18 protein-coding genes and 5 pseudogenes are annotated in these 18,131 nt (G+C 67.3%); 11 read left to right on the top strand and 12 right to left on the bottom strand.

The window, feature by feature from the left end; genetic code table 11:
- Window positions 1-185: 185 nt before the first annotated feature.
- The 4 genes and pseudogenes from ACIPW5_RS29630 to ACIPW5_RS29615 all read right to left on the bottom strand — a co-directional run.
- A pseudogene (locus ACIPW5_RS29630) lies at window positions 186-647 on the bottom strand (HAD family hydrolase); the annotation flags it as partial.
- 25 nt (window positions 648-672) lie between these two features.
- Window positions 673-846, bottom strand: a pseudogene (locus ACIPW5_RS29625) (plasmid stabilization protein); the annotation flags it as partial.
- Window positions 847-1,118: 272 nt separating this feature from the next.
- A pseudogene (locus ACIPW5_RS29620) lies at window positions 1,119-1,229 on the bottom strand (helicase associated domain-containing protein); the annotation flags it as partial.
- 169 nt (window positions 1,230-1,398) lie between these two features.
- Window positions 1,399-2,049: a hypothetical protein gene (locus tag ACIPW5_RS29615; RefSeq protein ID WP_401251261.1), complete on the bottom strand. Its 651-nt coding sequence runs from the start codon at window positions 2,047-2,049 to the stop codon at window positions 1,399-1,401.
- A 266-nt stretch (window positions 2,050-2,315) separates the two neighbouring features.
- On the opposite strand from ACIPW5_RS29615, the pseudogene ACIPW5_RS29610 reads away from it, so the two are divergent.
- Window positions 2,316-2,679: pseudogene (locus ACIPW5_RS29610) on the top strand (IS5/IS1182 family transposase); the annotation flags it as partial.
- 19 nt (window positions 2,680-2,698) lie between these two features.
- On the opposite strand, the gene ACIPW5_RS29605 reads toward ACIPW5_RS29610, so the two are convergent.
- Window positions 2,699-3,580 (bottom strand): GNAT family N-acetyltransferase, encoded by an 882-nt coding sequence (locus ACIPW5_RS29605; RefSeq protein ID WP_401251258.1) that lies wholly within the window; start codon window positions 3,578-3,580, stop codon window positions 2,699-2,701.
- Window positions 3,581-3,960: 380 nt separating this feature from the next.
- On the opposite strand from ACIPW5_RS29605, the gene ACIPW5_RS29600 reads away from it, so the two are divergent.
- The 5 genes from ACIPW5_RS29600 (at window position 3,961) to ACIPW5_RS29580 (ending at window position 7,748) form a co-directional block, all read left to right on the top strand.
- Complete coding sequence (locus tag ACIPW5_RS29600; protein WP_401251255.1) at window positions 3,961-4,485, top strand: GNAT family N-acetyltransferase; 525 nt, start codon at window positions 3,961-3,963, stop codon at window positions 4,483-4,485.
- A gap of 137 nt (window positions 4,486-4,622) precedes the next feature.
- Window positions 4,623-5,174, top strand: coding sequence for a hypothetical protein (locus ACIPW5_RS29595; RefSeq protein ID WP_401251252.1), 552 nt, complete (start codon window positions 4,623-4,625; stop codon window positions 5,172-5,174).
- A 63-nt stretch (window positions 5,175-5,237) separates the two neighbouring features.
- On the top strand, window positions 5,238-5,462 hold the full coding sequence (locus ACIPW5_RS29590) for a hypothetical protein (RefSeq protein ID WP_401251250.1): 225 nt from the start codon (window positions 5,238-5,240) through the stop codon (window positions 5,460-5,462).
- Window positions 5,463-6,179: 717 nt separating this feature from the next.
- Window positions 6,180-6,338 carry a hypothetical protein gene (locus tag ACIPW5_RS29585; protein ID WP_401251247.1) on the top strand — a complete coding sequence of 53 codons (159 nt, stop codon included), beginning with the start codon at window positions 6,180-6,182 and terminating at the stop codon, window positions 6,336-6,338.
- 478 nt (window positions 6,339-6,816) lie between these two features.
- A protein-coding gene (locus tag ACIPW5_RS29580) for an IS5 family transposase (protein ID WP_401251244.1) occupies window positions 6,817-7,748 on the top strand; the annotation gives its coding sequence in 2 pieces (ribosomal slippage) (window positions 6,817-7,149 and window positions 7,152-7,748; 930 coding nt in all).
- A 15-nt stretch (window positions 7,749-7,763) separates the two neighbouring features.
- Here the strand turns inward: ACIPW5_RS29580 and ACIPW5_RS29575 are convergent.
- A complete protein-coding gene (locus ACIPW5_RS29575; RefSeq protein ID WP_401251241.1) occupies window positions 7,764-8,060 on the bottom strand; it encodes a hypothetical protein in 297 nt (98 codons plus the stop codon).
- A gap of 140 nt (window positions 8,061-8,200) precedes the next feature.
- Between ACIPW5_RS29575 and ACIPW5_RS29570 the strand changes: the two are divergent.
- From ACIPW5_RS29570 to ACIPW5_RS29560, 3 genes and pseudogenes are all read left to right on the top strand, one after another.
- Window positions 8,201-9,444, top strand: a pseudogene (locus tag ACIPW5_RS29570) (IS701 family transposase); the annotation flags it as partial.
- Between the two features lie 569 nt (window positions 9,445-10,013).
- A complete protein-coding gene (locus ACIPW5_RS29565) occupies window positions 10,014-10,643 on the top strand; it encodes a hypothetical protein (RefSeq protein WP_401251238.1) in 630 nt (209 codons plus the stop codon).
- Window positions 10,643-10,879 (top strand): helix-turn-helix domain-containing protein, encoded by a 237-nt coding sequence (locus ACIPW5_RS29560; protein WP_401251236.1) that lies wholly within the window; start codon window positions 10,643-10,645, stop codon window positions 10,877-10,879. Before ACIPW5_RS29565 ends, ACIPW5_RS29560 begins: the two co-directional genes overlap by 1 nt.
- Before the next feature lie 253 nt (window positions 10,880-11,132).
- On the opposite strand, the gene ACIPW5_RS29555 is transcribed toward ACIPW5_RS29560, so the two are convergent.
- Window positions 11,133-11,435, bottom strand: coding sequence for a hypothetical protein (locus ACIPW5_RS29555; RefSeq protein WP_401251233.1), 303 nt, complete (start codon window positions 11,433-11,435; stop codon window positions 11,133-11,135).
- A gap of 1,322 nt (window positions 11,436-12,757) precedes the next feature.
- Between ACIPW5_RS29555 and ACIPW5_RS29550 the strand changes: the two genes are divergently transcribed.
- Window positions 12,758-13,689, top strand: a protein-coding gene (locus ACIPW5_RS29550) for an IS5 family transposase (protein ID WP_401251230.1) whose coding sequence is annotated in 2 segments (ribosomal slippage) — window positions 12,758-12,848 and window positions 12,848-13,689 — 933 coding nt in all. Because the reading frame shifts where the segments join, the coding sequence is not laid out codon by codon here.
- 4 nt (window positions 13,690-13,693) lie between these two features.
- Here the strand turns inward: ACIPW5_RS29550 and ACIPW5_RS29545 are convergent.
- From ACIPW5_RS29545 to ACIPW5_RS29535, 3 genes are all read right to left on the bottom strand, one after another.
- Window positions 13,694-14,119, bottom strand: a complete 426-nt coding sequence (locus ACIPW5_RS29545; protein WP_401251482.1) for a hypothetical protein — start codon at window positions 14,117-14,119, stop codon at window positions 13,694-13,696.
- Window positions 14,120-14,176: 57 nt separating this feature from the next.
- On the bottom strand, window positions 14,177-15,130 hold the full coding sequence (locus ACIPW5_RS29540; protein WP_401251227.1) for an IS481 family transposase: 954 nt from the start codon (window positions 15,128-15,130) through the stop codon (window positions 14,177-14,179).
- 141 nt (window positions 15,131-15,271) lie between these two features.
- Window positions 15,272-15,478 carry a hypothetical protein gene (locus tag ACIPW5_RS29535; protein ID WP_401251224.1) on the bottom strand — a complete coding sequence of 69 codons (207 nt, stop codon included), beginning with the start codon at window positions 15,476-15,478 and terminating at the stop codon, window positions 15,272-15,274.
- Between the two features lie 436 nt (window positions 15,479-15,914).
- Between ACIPW5_RS29535 and ACIPW5_RS29530 the strand changes: the two genes are divergently transcribed.
- Window positions 15,915-16,157: a hypothetical protein gene (locus tag ACIPW5_RS29530; protein WP_401251222.1), complete on the top strand. Its 243-nt coding sequence runs from the start codon at window positions 15,915-15,917 to the stop codon at window positions 16,155-16,157.
- 9 nt (window positions 16,158-16,166) lie between these two features.
- Here ACIPW5_RS29530 and ACIPW5_RS29525 read toward each other — a convergent pair whose 3' ends face one another.
- Window positions 16,167-16,493, bottom strand: coding sequence for a hypothetical protein (locus ACIPW5_RS29525; RefSeq protein ID WP_401251220.1), 327 nt, complete (start codon window positions 16,491-16,493; stop codon window positions 16,167-16,169).
- 48 nt (window positions 16,494-16,541) lie between these two features.
- Entirely contained in the window at window positions 16,542-18,020 is a 1,479-nt protein-coding gene (locus ACIPW5_RS29520) for an NF041680 family putative transposase (RefSeq protein ID WP_401251217.1), read from the bottom strand.
- Between the last annotated feature and the right edge of the window lie 111 nt (window positions 18,021-18,131).

The following is an 18,131-nucleotide window of genomic DNA, read 5'->3' as shown; positions in this document are numbered from 1 at the left end:
TGCTGACGGTCGCCTTCACCCGGGTTTTGGCGGAGCTCGACCAGACCGACCGGACCATCTGCCTGATCGCCTGATCACCGTGGTGCTGGGCTCGCAGGCGACAGGTGCCCTCATCGGCCCGGTCGCCTTCCGCGCTCTTCCTCGTCCTGCCCGTGTGGGCACGGATCCGCTACACGGACGGTGGCGCCCACGAGGCCGAGGGCATGGTGCACTGGGTCGGGTGCGGGTTTGCCGTGCTCCACGTCGTCGGCGCCGGTGGTCACGGCGATGACGTCGTCGGCGTTCACGGCCCGCCGCAGGGCTTCCAGTTCTGCTGGCTGCGCGGGGGTGACCAGCACCACCCGCCAGCCCTTCCGGTCCACCGCGCGCAGCAGGTCGGCCGCCGAGTCCAGTGCGGGCAAGCGGTCGAAGTAGGTGCCGTAGAGGGTGTCGTGCGCGGCGGTCAGGATGTCGTCCTCGCCGGTGTCTTGGTCCTCGCCCAGCAGGTGGGCGAGCAGGTCCTCGCCGGGCAGGCCGATCGCGCCGTGTATGGCGTGCATGGCGACGTCATGGCCCGCCTGTCGCAGGGCCTCCCACCAGCAGGTGACGTGCAGGTGGTTGGTGTCGGCGAAGGTGCCGTCCACGTCGAAGAGCGCTGCCCGGTTCATGTGCGTGCCGTTCCGCTGGCCCGGTTCAGTGGCCGAGCTTGCGCTTGAGTTCGGCCTTGTCCATGGACGAACGGCCGTGCAGGTTACGGCGCTTGGCCTCCTCGTACAGCTGGTCGTACGTGGGCCCCTGACTGCCGCTGTGGGAGCGCTGTCCGCCCCACTTGTAGGAGGACATGTCCTCGGTCGAGGACTTGCTCGCCGGACGTGTCTTCTGCCCGGGCATGCCGCCTTCGCGCCGGATGTACTGCGTGAGGGCCCGGCTGCCCTTCTGGAACGGTGCCGCGTCCCGGCCCGACTGGTGGTCGCGGCGGACTCCGCAGGCGCCTGACCGGCCCGTACGACCCGTGCCGGGGTAATGCCGAGTTCGCCGAGCCGGGCATGCTGCTCTTCGTTCAGCCAGCGGCCGATGTCTTCGCCGTGCCGGGTGATCCCGGGGACGATGGCGACGAGGCGGGTGCCCTCCAGCTCGGCGGCCCGTTCCCCGGTCATCGCTCCGGCGCGGAAGGTCCTGCGCTGGTCGGAGAGCCACCACCCGAGCGGACAGGGGCCTTCGGTCTGGTCGTAGGGGACGACCTGGAGGCCGCCCTTGCGTTCGCGCTACCGGAAGGCCGCCTCGACGCCTTGGCGCCACTCCTGCCGTTCGGTGTTGAAGACCTGCCGGCTGATCCATGGCCGGAGGACCCGGCTGGGGCCGCGAGCCGACCCGGCGGCTCAGCACGCCCGACCGGGGAGTGCCCCGGGCAGCCCGGGGTCAGCCGCCACCCGAGCCGGCCGAAGCCGAACCGCCGGAAGTCCAGCCGGAGTGGGGTTGTGGCCGATCGCGCGTGCTGCGCTCGGTGCGCAGTTCCACCACGACCCCGGCCGGGCCGAGCAGAGCCTTCAGCTCATTGGCGAGTCGCTGCGGGTCGCCGCCGAACGGGAGCGCGAGCCGCTCCCGGACGCCCCGCACGACGAGTTCCAGCGTGAGCGTGGAGACGGCTGGCTTGCAGTCCCCCCGGTACGGTTCCACCACCGTGTGCGTCAGCCGCACCTCGCGCAGGGTCTTGACGGGCAGCCAGTCGTCCGGCCCGGCGGCCCGGACCAACCGCAAAGACGCGGGCACCCCGGCCGGTGCGAACTCCACCCGCAGGATCTCCCGGGCCCGGGAAGAGGCCAGCGCCAGCCAACCGATCAGGTACCCCAGCCCGGCCATCACCCCCACCACCACGAACACGGTCGACGCCCGCGCTCCCGCCAGGGCCATCCAGAAGGCGACGACCAGGGTCGGCACGCCGAGAGCGAGCGGAGTGAACAGCGCCGGCCCCGCCGAGGTCAGTACGTTCCACGTCGGCCCGGCCGGGCCGACGCGCAGGACCAGATCCGTTGAGTCGGGGCCTTGTCTCAGCAGGGGATCGGTGGCCATGCCTCCAGCGTAGGACCGGTCCGCAAGAGCGCCTCGACCATATCCGGCCGCTGGGGCACAACCCGCCGTAGCCCACAGCCGGCGGGCTACTAGGGCTCGAACCACTGCTCGGCGGCGGCCATCAGCGGGTAGGGGGTGGCGCTGTCCAGGCTCTCGTAGATGATGTCGGCGTGGCCACCCTGGCGTGCTGTCGCGGACCGATGAAACTGCGCAGTCGTCAGGTTGTCGACCTGCGGAGTTCTGAGCCTGGAACCCAGCTGCTCAGGTTGGCTGGTGACGCTCCCGCATTCGAGGAGGGTCATGGACCGGATACGGGTTCCCCGGCCGGTCGGCATGCCTCGGACCACACCAGCTGCTGTCCTTGCCGACAAGGCGGATTCGTCCCGGGCGATCCGCCGCCATGTGCGGCGGCGGGGGATCCGGGCGGTGATCTGGCAGCCCGTGGACCAGGCCGCCGACCGTGGGCGGCTGGGCAGCCGCGGCGGTCGGCCACCAGCCTTCGACCGCGAGGCCTACGAACAGCGGCGCGTGCTCGCAAAGGTCCGAACCCACCTGAGGTGGGCGACCGCGCTGCTGCAGGCCCTGCTCGTCCTGACGAACCGGCGATCTCCACCGATAGTCGGCTCCTGACGCAGGGTGGGCGCCGGGTTCAGACGTAGGTCCTGCGCCACTGGTCGGCCGCGCCGAGAAGGGTCATGCCGGCGGAGGTGTAAGCCTGCATGGCGCCGGCGTTATGGGTGTCCACGTCGACGCCGACCGTGCGGTGGCCGCGGGTGCGGAGGAGACTGAACACGGTGGTGAGGAGTTGGGCGCCGAGGCCGTGGCGGCGGTGGGCGGGGCGGACGCCGAACCAGGCGATCCAGGCGCGGTCGACGGGGTCCCGGGCGATGAGGGCGCCGGCGGGGACGCCGTCGAGTTCGGCGAGGAGCCACAAGTCGGGGTTGTAGCCCTCGCGTCGGCTCTGGGCGTCGTGGAAGGCGTCGAAGTCTGGGTGGGGGTGCGCCGGATCGTCGGTGAAGGCCTCGTTCAGCACGGAGTGGACGGTGCGGAGGTCGGTCTCGTTCCGGGCCGAGCGCACCGCAGGCGCGGGGCGCTCGGGGAGGCGGATGGCGTCCAGGCCGACGGTGAGGCGGCTGCTGCTGTCCACGACGGCCCAGCCGCGGCTGAGGAGCTGGTCGTGGGGGAAGCAGCCAGGAAGCAGATACAGCGTCACCGGCGTGTCAGGGGTCGGCAGGTCGTGGGCGGCCCAGACGTCGAGGCGGTCCAGGAGGACCGCGGTGACGGCAGGCGCATCCGGGGACGGCGCGACGACCAACTGGGCACGCAGCTCGCCCGGCTGAGGCGCGGGATGGAGGGCAGCGAAGCCGAGCAGGCCGCCGCCGGGGCCCGCTGCGGTCCACGTGCGGGAGGGCAGGTCCAGCCCGGGGGCGGCCAGCATCCTGCGCGCCTCGGCGGGGCCGGACTCGCGGCGACCGACCGTCGCCTCCTCGTCCCGGCCGAGCAGTTCGGCGAGGGCGTCGACGTCCGCCACACAAACGGCTCTCCACTCCATTCCCGCACTGTCGCAGGACGATGCCTTGGCCGCCAGCGGATTTAGGGCGGCGCTGCGACAGTGGGCGATGACGGGGGAGGGCGCCCACGCCTCCTCATCCTCACCAGCGGGGACGCCGGCCGCTGACCGGCGATCTCGACCGAAGTCCCCCGCCCGTCACCAGCATGAGTCCCCCGGAGCCGAGGCACACCAGGCCCGTGACCTGTTACTTCACGATGCACATCACTCAGTGAGGGCCTGGCATGCCACCTCAGCGGCGATGCCTGTTGGTAGAGGTTGTCGAGCAGGAGGAGTCAGCGGGAGGTGCGTTCCTCGTTCTGCAGTATTGGCTGGAGCGACGGTGTGTGGGGAGGGATGACATGTGGGATATGAAGGTCGCTGAGGGCGGTCTGGATGAGGTGGGGGACTTCGTGGCGATGCTCCACGACTACGATTCCTGGCTGGTTTCGGCCCAGTACCCCCACTTGTACGAGACGCTGGAGTGGGAGGAACCCCCGCGAGTGGTCAAGCAGGTGCTGCGCCATGCCCGGGCTGGGGAGACGCGGATCTGCTGGGACCTGCTGACCCGGATTACGGGTGGCTCTGTGCTGACTGGTGAGGCCCCGGAGTTTGCTCCGTGGGCCGGGGAGCCTGAGCTGTATCTGCATTTCCTGGTGACTAGGGTGAGGTTCCGGCAGCTCAGCATGGCGGCCTTGGTCGATGACGCCCGTGCACAGGCCGGCAGATGTGGTGTGAGGCTGCTGCGGACGCACTGCTGGACCGGTGAGGACGGCCGCTTTGTGCGGGAGTACGAGGAGTTGGGTTTCACCGCGACCCTGGAGTTCGAGGAGCTGCGGCTGGACGGGTCGTTCTGGCGGGGCCAGGTGCTGCAGACGCGGGTGTGAGCCGTTGGCCTTTTGATTTCGGTAGCCAAGTGTGGTGTGCCGTCCTGATCCCTAGGTTTGTCCAGCTTCCGGGTTGAGCCACCTGGACGTTGTCCGGGGTGGTGTGGTGGGCTGCTGGATCGAGCGGTGCAAAGAGCATGGCCGGGCTGGTGGGGGTGAAGGCAGTGGCTTGGGAGGTCAGGCGGGATGAGGATCGTGGTGAGTGGGTGTATGAGCCGTTGGTCGGTGTCGGTGGGCTGGTGTTTGGGATGCCACTGGTCGAGGCGGCTGCCCTGCTGAGTGGACTCCCTCCGGAGCCAGCCAGACCTGGTGACTGGATCGTGGACACGGAGCATTCGTTTCCCGAGCTGGGCGTGACGCTGTACGGGACGGATACGGGCCGGCTTGCGGCGGTTGCTGTGGATGCGTTGAGGGGTCCGCAGGTGAGGGCGGAGGGCATGCCGCTGGTGGGGCGGGTTCCTTCGGTGGTCGAGCAGTGGCTGGAGGAGTACAACGAGGAGCATGGTTTCGAGTCAAGGTTCTCCCCTGACGGGGGCCCGGTGTCGGCGGAGCTCGGGGTGTTTGTTCGGGTGCAGAGGGCGGGTGACATCCTCCTGACCCGTCCGATCTTCCTCGCTAAGGAGTGGACCCGGGACATGTGGGACTGCATGCATCCGAGCGAATGGAGGAACGGCGCGCACCACTCCTGATTCGCTAGACCATGGCATGGACGAGCGCGTGCGCTGTAGATCTTCATGGACCGGGGGACCTGCGTGGAGCCTAAGGAAGAGGCCGAGGCGGAGCTCCTGTACATCGTGGAGCAGGCATTGAGGATTCGAGGGGCGTGGGAGCAGGTCGCCATGACCCACTGTTGCCGTCGGCCGGAAGAGGTGCAGGCCGCGTACGAGGTAGCCGCGAGGCACTGGAAGGTCCAGCTTGACGAGAGGGTCGTCAAACTGTCGAGCTTGTGGATAGGGAAGTCTTCCTACTGGGAGTGACCTGCTTGCGGGGTGTCTGGGGAGGGTGGCGTGGTCGGGCTGGCAAGCGTTCCCCTAACGAGCTCGTGCATGGTTGGCGGTGCGACGCTGGATCGTGATCCCTGATCATGTTCGTGTGGTGGGGAACGGGACTCGTGCACTGATTGTCAGCGACCGGAGGATCACAGGGCTGTCGCCCAATGTGATCGCCGAACTCGTCGCGGAGGTCGGTCCGTTATGGCATGAACGGCATCAGGCGGGGCTGGAGTCCAGGCCACGTCAGCGGGCCGTCGGCGCCTGGCCACCACATCACCGCTGTCACTGCACACGCGCTTATTGATCACCTGGGGAGCCGACCGACGCCCACTTAGGCCGACGAATGAATATGCGAGCGGCGTGACGTCCTCCCAGGTGCCGGCCTTCCCAAGGAGACCGACGCGAAGTTCGCTTCGTATCGAGACCGGCGATGGCGCTTTCGAGCGCCACCCGCAGGCATGAGCTCACCGATCTCCGGTATCTCGCGAGCCACTTTCGCAACAGGCCCTAAACTTGTTCTTTATCTTCCGGCCTCGACGTCGAAGGTTGGGCAGGCAGCCGCGTGAGCTTTGATCTGCGATGCGCCACAGCGCTCTGACCTGGCAAGATGCTCACATGGAAACTGGGTTCCCCTGGGGTTCTACACCGACCGTCGATCTCCGCCTGTGGCGTGCTGACGCGATCGTGTTGTTCGACTGGCTGATGAGCACCGACCTGAACACCGTACCGATCACGCACCCGGCCCAGAAGCAGGCTCTCGTGGACCTGCTGGCACGCTTGGAGGACGTGGACGTCATGGAGTCCACTGAGGAAGAGATCGCCACAGCCCAGGCCGAGGTGGCCAAGGACATGGGCTGGTAGGAGCTCGCTCGAGGGGGTCCCTCGAAGGGCGCTTCGAACTTCGTCGCTCACATGGAGAATCCCCGGACATAGGGGCGGCCTTCGTCTGATCATGTGCTCCGACCAAGGTGCACGTGACCGCGACGAAGGCCGTGAGGTGAGTCTGCTGCCAGATGCTGTCCGGAGGAAAGCGTTCGCGGAAGCGATCAGGCGGCATACCTGGAGCGGCATGCCGATCGCGGCCTGGTAGCCGTCGAGGTCGGCCTTGTTCTCAGCGACCCCGGCCAGGACGAACCGCCGCACGCCGACGTCGAGGTAGTTGGCGGTCAGGCCGCGCAGGTTGCGCAGCAGCAGGCGGAAGTTGAACGGGTCCTCGTCAGGTGCTGGCCACGACTGGTTGAGGCGGTCCAGGTCCATGACCGCGTGCGGCACACTGGCGCCGGCTGGAGCTGTCCGGCCGATCATGTGACTGCTCCGTCTTGGACTCGTTGACGGGGAGATGGGGCGGGGTGATCCGAGTGACGCTGAGTGGGAACGGCTGCGGCCGTTCCTGCCGGTCAGCAACAGGCGCTGGGGCAGGTGGCGGGACCATCGGCAGGTGATCGACGGGATTCTTCACCGGGACCGGACCGGCGTGCAGTGGCGTGACCTGCCCGAACGGTTTAGGCCGTGGAAGACGGTCTGCGAACGACATCGCCGGTGGTCGGCTGACGGGACCTGGGAATGCCTTCTCCGGCAGGTCCAGGCAGAGGCCGATGCAGCGGGTGAGATCGACTGGGACATTTCTGTCGACTCGACCATCGTGCGGGCTCACCAGCATGCCGCCGGCGCCCGCACCGATCCGCCGCCGGCTCCCTCCGCAAAGGGGGACGTGCTGGCAGAACACCAGGGCGAGACGCCTTGGCGGAGCCTCGTCGCCCGCCTGGTGGAGGTGGTGCTGGAAGTGAGGGCCTGGGCCGCTCGCGCGGCGGATTCACGACCAAGCTCCACCTGAGCGCGGACGGCCGCTGTCGTCCGCTGTCCCTGGTCGTCACGCCAGGGCAGCGAGCGGATTGCACCCAGTTCAAGCCGGTCCTGGAGAAGATCCGCGTTCCCCGACTCGGGACAGGCAGGCCCCGCAAAAGGCCGGACAGCCTGGCCGCGGACAAGGCCTACAGCAACGGGCCCTGCCGCGACTACCTGCGACGCCGCGGCATCCGGCACACGATCCCGGAGAAGACCGACAGCCAGGCCGCCCGCCTACGCAAGGGATCGCGGGGCGGACGGCCCCCAGGCTTCGACGAGGACCGCTACAGGAAGCGCAACACCGTCGAGCGGGCCATCAACAAGCTCAAGCACGCCCGAGCCGTTGCCACTCGGTACGACAAGCGCGGCTACGTCTTCCTCGGCACTGCAACGGCGGCAGCCGTCGTCATCTGGCTCCGAACATGACCGCGCTTCACGACGTCATCCCAGCGATGCGTCTGGGGCCAACGCCAGGCCAGAGGCCGCGAGGAAGGCTTCAAGACTGATGACGCCGCTGCCACTGCCGTCGTCCCATTCGCCCAGAAGTTCCGAAAGACCCTCATTCCAGGACTCCGGTGTGTCGATGTCAGGGCCAGGATGCCGCTCGACGCTGCCTGCACCGTGCCGGTATCGAAGGGACAGGTACTGGCCCTCCGCCGTCCATGCATCCCACTGGGACGGGAAAGCAGAACACGTCTGCACAACCCGCACCAGCGTCAGAACCTCAACCTGATCCATCTAGAGATGGTCGCGCGCCAACGGAACCTGGGCAATCGACTTCAGCAAGGTCGACTCTGCCCATGATCGGCCGGACAGTTCCTAGTAGTGCTTTGTTAGCTGGTCTTGTCACGTCGGGTGTCTGGTAGTTCGCTGGCTGTATGAGGGTTGGGGAGCTTGCTGCGGTGCGGGGCCGGTTGGAGGAGTTCGCTTCCGAGGTGTTTGCGCCGCTGGTGCGGCGGGACCAGCGGGCGAAGGGCCAGTTGTATCTGCGGGGCCTGCTCCTGGACGGCCGGCGCAAGTCGATGCAGCCGATGGCCGAGCGGCTTGGGGTGGACCATCAGCAGTTGCAGCAGTTCGTGACGTCCTCGACCTGGCCGGTTGCCGACGTGCGGGCCCGGCTGGCCTGGCGGGCAGTGGCAGTGGTCCGCCCGCAGGTGTGGGTGGTGGACGACACCGGCTTCCCCAAGGACGGCACAGCCTCGCCCGGGGTGGCCCGGCAGTACTCGGGCACCCTGGGCAAGGTCGGCAACTGCCAGATCGGTGTCAGTGTCCACGCCGCATCCGACACAGCCTCGTGCCCGCTGTCCTGGCGGCTGTTCCTGCCACGGTCGTGGGACGGGCCCCAGGCGGCCCCGCGCCGGGCGGCCTGCCGGATCCCCGACAGCGAATGCCACCGCCCGAAGTGGCAGCTCGCCCTGGACATGCTCGACGAACTCGCCGGGATCGGCCTGCGGCCCGCCGCCCTGGTCGCGGACACCGGCTACGGCGCGAACGCCGACTTCCGCCGCGGTCTGGAAGACCGCGGGCTCGCCTACGTCCTGCAGGTCAAGGCCGAGATGACCGCTCATGGCGAGGAAGCGGTGCCGCATCAGCCCGCCTGTTCAGGGCTCGGCCCCCGCCCGCTGCCCCGTTACCGCACCCGGCCCGTGTCCCTACGCGAACACGTGCTGGCCGCGGGACGCCGACGGGGCCGGGCCGTGACCTGGCGCAAGGGCTCCAAAGCCGCGATGAGCTCGCACTTCGTGCTCCTGCGGGTCCGCCTTGCGGGCCGCCGGCCCAAACCCGCCGAGGACGGCACGATCCCGCTCCTCTGGCTGATCGCGCAGTGGCCCGAAGGCGAGGCGGAACCGGTGAAGTACTGGATCTCGAACCTGCCCGCGGACATTCCCGCCAAGGATCTGGTCCGCCTCGCGAAGTCCCGCTGGCGCATCGAGCACGACTACCGCGAGCTGAAAACGGCCCTGGGCCTGGACCACTTCGAAGGCCGCTCGTTCACCGGCTGGCACCGCCACGTCACCCTCGTCAGCGCCGCCCACCTGTTCCTGACCGAACAGCGGAGCAGCCCAAAGCCCCTGCCAGGGCCTGACCCTCTACCAGGCCCTGGACCTCCTCCAACACCTCATCGCCACCTGGACCGGAACCTGCCCCACCTGCCGACAAACCGTCCCCTGGCAGACCTACGACACCACCTAACAAAGCACTACTAGTTCACCAAGAGCGGTGGGCTGGGGTCTGACTGCCGACCAACAGCCGGCTGACACGGTGGTACTTCGACAGGCGTGACGCACTTTGCCTGTCCCCACAGGTGTGGGTGGTTCGCATACCTGTGGGGATGGCAGAGTCGCGGCTCTCTCCACGTTTGTCGCTCCAGCGTTGCAGGGGTGCGGAGAGCAACTGGTTGTGGACCCGTGCGGGCCAGGGCACGGTTGCCGCACCGCCGACCTGTCGGCGTCACGAGTGGGGCGAGATACCTTCCGGCCGGGACCTGGCCCCACCCCCAAGAACTGCTGCCGGCGGATCCTCTTGGGTTGCCCTGACAGCCGACCTGTTCGTAAGGCCGTGTCATCGGGCCAAGAGACTCAAGCGACTTGTTTCGGTGAGTGAAGCGGGGCGAGCTCTGGGCTTCCGTACACAGCGCCTCCCTTGTATCGTTTATCGATAGCATCGATAAACGATACAACGGGAGGCGCTGTGCCGGAGGACCGCAAGCTCCTTGAACCCCTCTCTACCGTGGTCTCGGGAGCCCTTCGCCTACTGATCGGTCTCCTCTTGATCAGTTTTGTCCTGAGTCTGTTCAACGGCGCGGTGCCGTTCTGGAGCGGCACGGACAACTGTGTCACTGCGGATTGGATCGCCGGCAGCTCTAGCACCGCCGACGCCCTGTTCGACGTACGGGGGGGAGCGCATGTCAAGGCCATCCCCCAGTACTGCGCTGAACACCCCAGCAGCCAACAGCGACTGCTTGCAGTGCTTGGCGACGTCCCGTCTCTCGTCCTGCTGACTGGTGGACTTCTCATACTCAATGGCCTCCTGCGAGCAGCTGCTCAAGAAGGCGTGTACACGCTACGTACTGCGTCCAGCCTGCGCCTGCTCGGCTGGTGGCTTCTCCTCGGCAGCCTGGCAGCCGCACTCACACAGGCCGGCGCTCATGCGGCACTGCTGGCCACACTCACCACAGAGGTCACATTCTCGGCCGACGCCGTGCTGCACACGTCGACATTCCCCTACCTGACGATCCTGACCGCCCTGGGATTGCTCACGTTCGCGCGCATCACGCGCGCCGGAGCCACCATGCGCGGGGATCTCGAAGGAACCGTCTGATGCCCGCCGAGGCGAACGACATCCAGGTACACCTCGATGACCTGCTCGCTGAACGAGGCATGACGCTGGCTGAACTTGCCGCTCGCGTAGGTGTCACCAACGTCAATCTGTCCGTCCTCAAGAATGGCCATGCGAGGGCGATTCGGTTCACGACGCTGACAAGCATCTGCCAGGCACTGAACTGCCAACCGGGCGACCTGCTCAGCTACCGTCCGGCCTGCGCACGAGGGGACTGAGCCGGGACACCGTCCTCGGCCCACCAGAGGAGTTACCCGCTCCGCAAAGCGACGACCAGGCGTTCGACCTGCCCACAAACAACGAGGGAGCCAACAGATGATCGGCATGATGGACACCGGAATGAAGGTCATGATGGTGATCACCACTGTGGTTGTAATCGGCCTGGCCGTCTCCATCGTCAAGTGGCTCAAGCGGCGCTGAAGCCTGACGTCACCCATGGTCCGGGCGCCCGCATCACTCGGACGAGAGAGGCTACTGATACAGCTCCTTCGTTCGCGGGATCAACGGCCCCAGTCGCTGCACCAGCTCTTCGGAGCTCAGGTAGCCCTTGTCGCTCAATTCATCCCAGCTCGCCACCAGCCTGGCCGGGGACAAACCGATATCGAAGGCTCGCCTGAGCATCCGGATCATGACAAACGAACTCGCTTCAGGATCCACACCCCTTCCCTCTAGATCGCTTTTCAGCCATCTGAGAACCGAAAGAGTGGAATCACCAGCGAGCACCCGCCGGCGCAAATCTTGAACGATCTCTCGCGTCAGTGAATCGCTATCCACGCGTAAACCTCACAAAGACTTGAGTGTAGTAGCCTGGTTCCCCGACGAGAATCTCAATGTCGACGTTCGTGAAACCGTGACGGGCTGCCATCTTTCCGGTGAAAGTGGAGAATGCCGCCTCCTCTTGTGTCGCCCCTAGCTGGGGGCTCCCTCCCTGTAGCGGAGGAAGACCTCCGAGGTCGCAGCGCCAGTCGGTGCGGCTGGTGTTGAGTGCCTTCTCCTGTGGGGAGGGTGCTGCGCGATCCGGTGCTCTTGCCCGTGTGGCTTCCTGCTGTCCTGTGGGGATGACACGTTAGGTTCCAAGTGGGGAGAGGGACGGCAAGGGTTCGCCGGGGTTGGCAGGGCGGCCTTCGGACAGCCAGAAGAGGTAGTGGCGGAGGTCCTGCGCGAGGTCCTCCGTCGATGTACGTGACGTACTCCCGGGCCCCGTCTGCTGCCTCGCGTTCTGCCTCCCGCTTCGAGGTTGACCAGGCGCGGTGCAGGGTCGCGGCCCACTCCCGTACCCGGCCGCGCTCCCTCCACCAGTCGCGGACGAGCTGGGGGGTCCAGTGGTCGTCACCGTCGCAGGCGTAGCCGGCCATCGGGTCTTGTGCGACCGCGCCGAGCAGTGCCAGCGCCTGCGCCGTGTCGCGGGGCTGGCGGTAGATGAACTCGGCGCCCCATTCGTCGTCGTAGAGCACGTGTGCGGGGGCGATCAGGCGGCCCATCCAGCAGTTGTCGGTCCCGGCCCCGTAGAACGGTCCCGGCACGTTGCGCCAGTCGTGTTCCGCCCAGTACTCGGGGCGGGTGTTCCACCAGTTGCCGCGGTATTCTGGGGCGGGCAGCCACGTGCCGCCGCCGGGGTCGGGCAGCGGCCCATTCTCTGCAGCCCGAACAGACGGCAGTGGGTCCCAGTAGCTCATGGTCGACATCCTGTCAGGTAGCCAAACCGGTTCCGGAATCGCGTGCGGAGACCGTCTGCGGTCCACTATCGGTGCCCGTGGACGGGTGCCTTGCCCTGCCCGGGTGTTGTGGGTCAGCAGAGCGGACCTTGGCTGTGGATCCCGAGTGGATCTGCAAGTTATTTTGAATCATGCTGGTACTACGCACGTCATTCGCAGCTTGGTGTGGAGGCGTGCGAACGACGGGGCCGGGCTGGCGAGTTTGTAAGAGGCCCTGGTTTTCCGGTGCTGGTTGGGCCGTGACCACCCCTGTGCAGACCGGGAGGACTGCCGTTGAGTTTCCAGTGCTGGATGCTTCGGAACCGACCCCGTCATCAGGGAACCCTAGGACTTGTCCGGCCGATCATGTGACTGCTCCGTGCGCGAGTCGTTGCTGTGGGCGTGGGGCGGGGTGATCTGAGTGATTCCGAGTGGGAACGGCTGCGGCCGTTCCTGCCTGTGAGTAACGGGCGTTGTGGCAGGTGGCGGGATATCGGCAGGTGATCGACGGGATTCTGCACCGGGTGCGGACCGGGGTGCAGTGGCGTGATCTGCCGGATCGGTTTGGGCCGTGGAAGACCGTCTACGAACGCCATCGCTTGTGGTCGGCCGACGGCACCTGGGAACGTCTGCTTCAGCAGGTCCAGGCCGCGGCTGACGGTTCTGGCGAGATCGACTGGGATGTTTCGGTCGGCTCCATCATCGTCCGTGCGCGTCAGCATGCGGCTGGAGCCCGAACCGGCCCGCTGCCGGCCTCGGGTTCAAAGGGGGGCCGCAGGGGTGGAACACCAGGACGAGACAGCGTGGCAGAGTCTCGTCGCCCGCTTGGTGGAGGTGGTGCGGGAAGCGAGGGCCTGGGCCGTTCGCGCGGCGGGTTCACCAGCAAGTTCCATCTGAGCGCGGACGGCCGTTGCCGCCCGCTGTCCCTGATTGTCACTCCAGGTCAGCGGGCGGACTGCACCCAGTTCAAGCCGGTCCTGGAGAAGATCCGAGTGCCGAGACCTGGCCTGGGGTGGCCGTGCAAGAAGCCGGACAGCCTGGCGGCCGACAAGGCTTACAGCAACGGTCCCATCCGCGAGTACCTGCGGCGGCGGGGAATCCGCCACACGATCCCGGAGAAGACCTACAGCCAGGCGGCTCGCTTGTGCAAGGGCGCACGCGCTGGACGGCCGCCCGGCTTCGATGAGGACCGCTACAAGAAGCGCAACACCGTCGAGCGGGCGATCAACCGTCTGAAGCAGTCCCGAGCGGTTGCCACTCGCTACGACAAACGCGGCTACGTCTTCCTCGGCACCGCCACCGCGGCGGCCGTCTTCATCTGGCCCCGAACATGAACTCCTAGGCAACCCAGCAGTAGACGCCCTGGTCGTGGCGCCGGGCGCTGCTGACGAAGCCGGCCAGATCACCCACGATCGCCTCGGCGATCTCCGTGTCGATGACCTCACCGTCCTCCGCACGCAGCTGAGCCCACGAGGCGGCAACGTCACGCAACCTGGAGGGCCCGGCGTCCGCGAGAGCAGTGGACAGACGAGGCGAGATCGCGAAGACGACGCACCCGTCATTGTCCTGGCCGGCAACGATGCGAGCCTCACCGGCATCGACGAGTTCCTCGAAGCTGCCACCGGCCAGAAGGCACTCCCACTCGATCACCGCCTCCTCGGGATCGAAGCTGCCGAACGAGACCGACTCGAATGCCCGTCCTGGCCCGGAGTGGAGGGCCAGACCCGCTGACGTGTCGTCCGGCGCCACGAAGAACTTCACCATGATGCTCACTCGGGCATCATGCCCGACTGCCCCCAACCATGATCGGCCGGACAAGTCCTAGGTGTATTGACCCACAGCGTTGTTGACGCGGCTGATGGGCGGGTGTCCGCCCAGTGCGGTGTGGCAGCGGTGGTGGTTGTAAGTGTGCAGGAAGTCTGCCAAGGCGGCTGTCCGCTCGTGGTTTGAGGTGTAGGGCCGCAGGTATGCCCACTCGTCGAGCAGGGTGCGGTTGAAGCGTTCGACCTTGCCGTTGGTCTGCGGCCGGTAGGCACGGGTGAGCTTGCCGGCCGCGCCGGGGTCGGCCAGGACGGCCTTCCATGCGAGGCCCTTGCGGTAGGCCCACGCGTTGTCCGTCAGGACTCGTTCGATGCGAGGGATGCCCTGGCTGTGGAAGAACGCGCCCGCGCGGGCCAGGAAGCCTGCGCAGGTCGCGACTTTCTCGTCGTCGTGGATCTCGCTGTAGGCGAGGCGGGTATGGTCGTCGACCGCGGAGTGGACATAGTCGAAGCCCATGCCGCGGACCGGGCGCCCGGCATCGCGGCCCAGGACCCGGTGGCCGCCGCCGTCGGGGATCCGTCCGAGTTTCTTCACGTCAACGTGGACGAGTTCGCCGGGTCGTTCGCGTTCGTAGCGGCGGATCACGGTGCCGGTGGGACGGTCGAACCAGGCCAGCCGGTTGAGACCGTGTCGGGTCAGGATCCGGTGGACGGTCGATGCGGGCAGTCCCAGGACGGGGCCGATCCGGGCGGGGCCGAGTTTGCGGGCCCGGCGCAGATCACAGACTCTCGCCTCGACCTCGGGCGGGGTCCGACGGGGTGTCGTGACAGGGCGGCTGGAGCGATTGTGAAGCCCGGGCATGCCCTCGGTCCGCCACCGACGTATCCATTTGTGGGCGGTGGCCCGCGATATGCCCATCTCGGCGGCGACGTGGGCGACCGGACGGCCGGAATCGACCCGTTCGACCAGCAGTCGCCTACCAAAGACGGTCAGCCGGGCATTACGGTGGGACACGAAGATCTCCGTGCGGTGAGTTCCTAGACAGCTCCCACCACACCGGAGGTCTTCGCCATGTTCAAGACCTAGCCAGTGTCAACAACGCTCGTGATCAATACACCTAGGCGGTACCACTGACGCTGTCTCGGGTGATTCCGTTTAGATGGTGTTGTAGTCCTTGCGTTGGGTGCCTGGGATCGGTTTGTTGGAGATCACGATGTATGCCTCGGCGTAGGGGCTCTGTGTCTTGACGAGCTCGAATTGGTCCAGGTCGTATGTGCAGAAGCGTCGCAGGAGAGCTTTGAGCTGTTCCAGTTCATCGTCTGTCAGGTTTTTGCCGGTGGTCTCGGTCTGATCGTTGTCCATGGGGGCACGATACTGATTCTGACGAGTACGTGTCGGGGGTCATTGAATCTGCGCGGTGTCGATGCTTCTGACCTGGTGTTATGCAGTTTCGGTGAGCGATTTTTTGGCTGGGTGGCTCATTGAATCTGTGCAGGGTTGGGATGGTCTAGTCGTTTGATGTGTGGTGCATTCTGGCTCTGAGGGTGTCGGCGCAGGTTGGTTGAGTGCTGCGCAGTTTCATTGGTCCTTGGTATGTGGCGGTAGCTACGGGTGCTTGGGCCAGCGATCAGTGCGTCGGCCAGGTCGAGGTAGGCCCGGCGGCGGGTGGGGCTGGGATGTACGGGAGGATCGCTTTGTGACCACTCTTATCCCGCCTCCCGGGCCAGACCGGCATCGGGCGATTGTCAGGGAGGTGGCCCTCTTGTGGGCCGCGCACCACCCTGGGCCGTTCCCCGACGTGCCGTTCGACGACAGGCACGATCTGGCGTACCTGGATTTCACCATGGCCGGCTGCGTCATGACCTACCTCAAGAACAGTGGCGTTGCCAGCCCAGGCCACACCGACGTGCTCCGGGACTGCCGTCCGAAGCTCCGTGCCGCCGTCGCGCTGCTGGCGCGCTCGGCGGAGTATCGGGAGGGACTCAGGGTCTTCCATGGCTTGCTTGCGATGGCCGAACTGATCCTCGCCGACGAGGCCTGAACTTGCCGTTTAACCTTCGGTGTCCGGCGGAGCAGGTTCAGTTCCGGCGGCGAGGGCGACTTGAGCGGTCCATGACCAGGGCTCCTGAGGGGGATCCCAGCTCACCTCGACGTCGGTGTCGTGGAAGTCGCGCGCCAGGTCCGTCACCATCCGGGCCGCCGCGGCTCGCGCCTCTTGTGGGTCGGTGTTGATCGGCACGTTCAGACGCCCGCAGAGCATGCCGCCTTCCATGGTGAGGACGCTGTGGCGCCAGCCCTCTGGCGTCGCCAACAGCACGATCCCCTTCGGGACGCCCCAGTCGGGCCGCTTCTTCTTCTCCTTCTTGCGTCGCACCATGCGGCTATCCAACATCGTCGGGGTCGTGGCGATGAGGTCGGGTGCAGCTCAGCCTGTCGGTTGCCCGGTTCTCCGGGGTTTGGTGCCGATCTTGTGGTGCGCCGGTCGGGTGTAGGACTCGCCGGTGGCGAGGACTCGTCCGACGTCGTAGCGGGTGGCGGGCCGCTTGTTCTTCGAGCCGGGCGGCCGGCCGGGGCCGGGCCCGTTGGGTTTCGGTGCACGGGCTGGCGTGCCGGTCTTCGCATGCAGGTTCCTGAACCCCCGGCGTACTCGGGCGGGGGTGAGTCTGTTCGGTTCAGCCGGTCGCTCCCACGGTCGTCGGAGATCGCGTGTGAGCGGTCGAGCGAGGCGGAGTTGGGCGTGTGCGGCCAGGACAAGCCAGGTCCAGTGATCGGCCGCGGCGGAGTCCCGGAGCTTGGGACGGGTCCAGCCCAGCGTCTGCTTGAGCAAGCGGAACGTGTGCTCCACGTCGAAGCGCCGCAGGAAGGCCTGCCAATAGCGGTCGACATCCTCGGGACGGGCGCCGGTGCCCGACCACCACAGCCAGACCGGCTTGTTCACGCCGCCGCTGGGCAGCTTCGCCACCGTCAACCGGATCACGGTGCCCTCGATGATCGGCAAGGGCCCTTCGTGGTCAGCCCAAGGCGCCCGGCGGGTCAGCCGGGGGTGCAGCCGATCCCACGCCTGTGCGGTCGCGGTCCCATACCGCTCGGTGTCGGTCACGGTCACCACCGCCGCCTCGCCCCAGGTCTCGGGGCGCCCGAACACGAACTCGCCGCCGTGTTTGGGCGGGCGCCCGCCCTGCGGCGGGCAGATCCACGGAACGGGGACCGGCTTGCGCATCACGCGGTCCGAGCAGAGCCGCCCCAGTACCTCGACCGGCATGTCTGCGAGAAGGTGTGCGATCCGGGGTGCGTCGTAGCCTGCGTCGAGAACGACCAGGACCTCGGGATCACCTCGGCGCCACTGGCCGGCCGCGACGAGGCGTTCGACGACCTCGCGGATCTGGTCGGCGGTGACCGCGGCCAGGTCGGCGCCGGGTTCCAGCCGAATAGCGTCCAGCAGCGCGGTCCAGGACGTGCGGCCGGTCTCCAGGGCTGCGACGATCGAGTACGGCCAGCCGGGCATCATCTGGTGCTTGCCCAAGCCCCGGCCGAAGGTGTGGCAGAACGACCGGTCCGAGCAGGTGTCGGCGTCGGGCCGTAGCCACGGCGAGACGTCTACCGCCAGCACCAGTCGGCCGTCCGCGGCGCGGGGCAACGGCACCTCGGCCAAGGCCCGGCGGAGTCGGGCGACGTCGATCCGGCCCTGGTTCAGCCCGGCATAGAGGGCGCCGTGCCCGCGCCGGTGCTCGGGCGCGAGCGCCAGGTCCGCGAGGGTGCGAACCGGCCTGTCGGTGCACAGCAGGGCGTCACACAGGTCGAAGAGGGCGTCGCTCCGGGAGACCAGGCACGCGTACAACTCGGACCGGAACGTCGTCACCGCCGCGAACGCGTCTCGTTGAACCCCGTGCTCGACCAGTTCCACGATCCGGCCTCCATGCCGCGCCGACCCTTCCCGCAGGACCATGCCCCGGCCCCACGGACACGCCGCGAACAGGGAAAACCCGAACAAGTTCGAGCTCAGTTCGACGCCGGA

Source organism: Streptomyces sp. NPDC090077 (genome assembly GCF_044747545.1).
GTDB lineage: Bacteria > Actinomycetota > Actinomycetes > Streptomycetales > Streptomycetaceae > Streptomyces.
The sequence above is the reverse complement of the archived record's forward strand: the minus strand, read 5'-3'. Positions and strand labels throughout refer to the sequence as shown.

Coding starts and splice junctions, on each gene's coding strand:
- ACIPW5_RS29535 (WP_401251224.1), bottom strand. CDS start 15,478: ATGGACAACGATCAGACCGAGACCACCGGCAAAAACCTGACAGACGAT.
- ACIPW5_RS29575 (WP_401251241.1), bottom strand. CDS start 8,060: ATGGATCAGGTTGAGGTTCTGACGCTGGTGCGGGTTGTGCAGACGTGT.
- ACIPW5_RS29585 (WP_401251247.1), top strand. CDS start 6,180: ATGAGCACCGACCTGAACACCGTACCGATCACGCACCCGGCCCAGAAG.
- ACIPW5_RS29595 (WP_401251252.1), top strand. CDS start 4,623: ATGGCCGGGCTGGTGGGGGTGAAGGCAGTGGCTTGGGAGGTCAGGCGG.
- ACIPW5_RS29615 (WP_401251261.1), bottom strand. CDS start 2,049: ATGGCCACCGATCCCCTGCTGAGACAAGGCCCCGACTCAACGGATCTG.
- ACIPW5_RS29560 (WP_401251236.1), top strand. CDS start 10,643: ATGCCCGCCGAGGCGAACGACATCCAGGTACACCTCGATGACCTGCTC.
- ACIPW5_RS29600 (WP_401251255.1), top strand. CDS start 3,961: ATGTGGGATATGAAGGTCGCTGAGGGCGGTCTGGATGAGGTGGGGGAC.
- ACIPW5_RS29545 (WP_401251482.1), bottom strand. CDS start 14,119: ATGGTGAAGTTCTTCGTGGCGCCGGACGACACGTCAGCGGGTCTGGCC.
- ACIPW5_RS29525 (WP_401251220.1), bottom strand. CDS start 16,493: ATGGTGCGACGCAAGAAGGAGAAGAAGAAGCGGCCCGACTGGGGCGTC.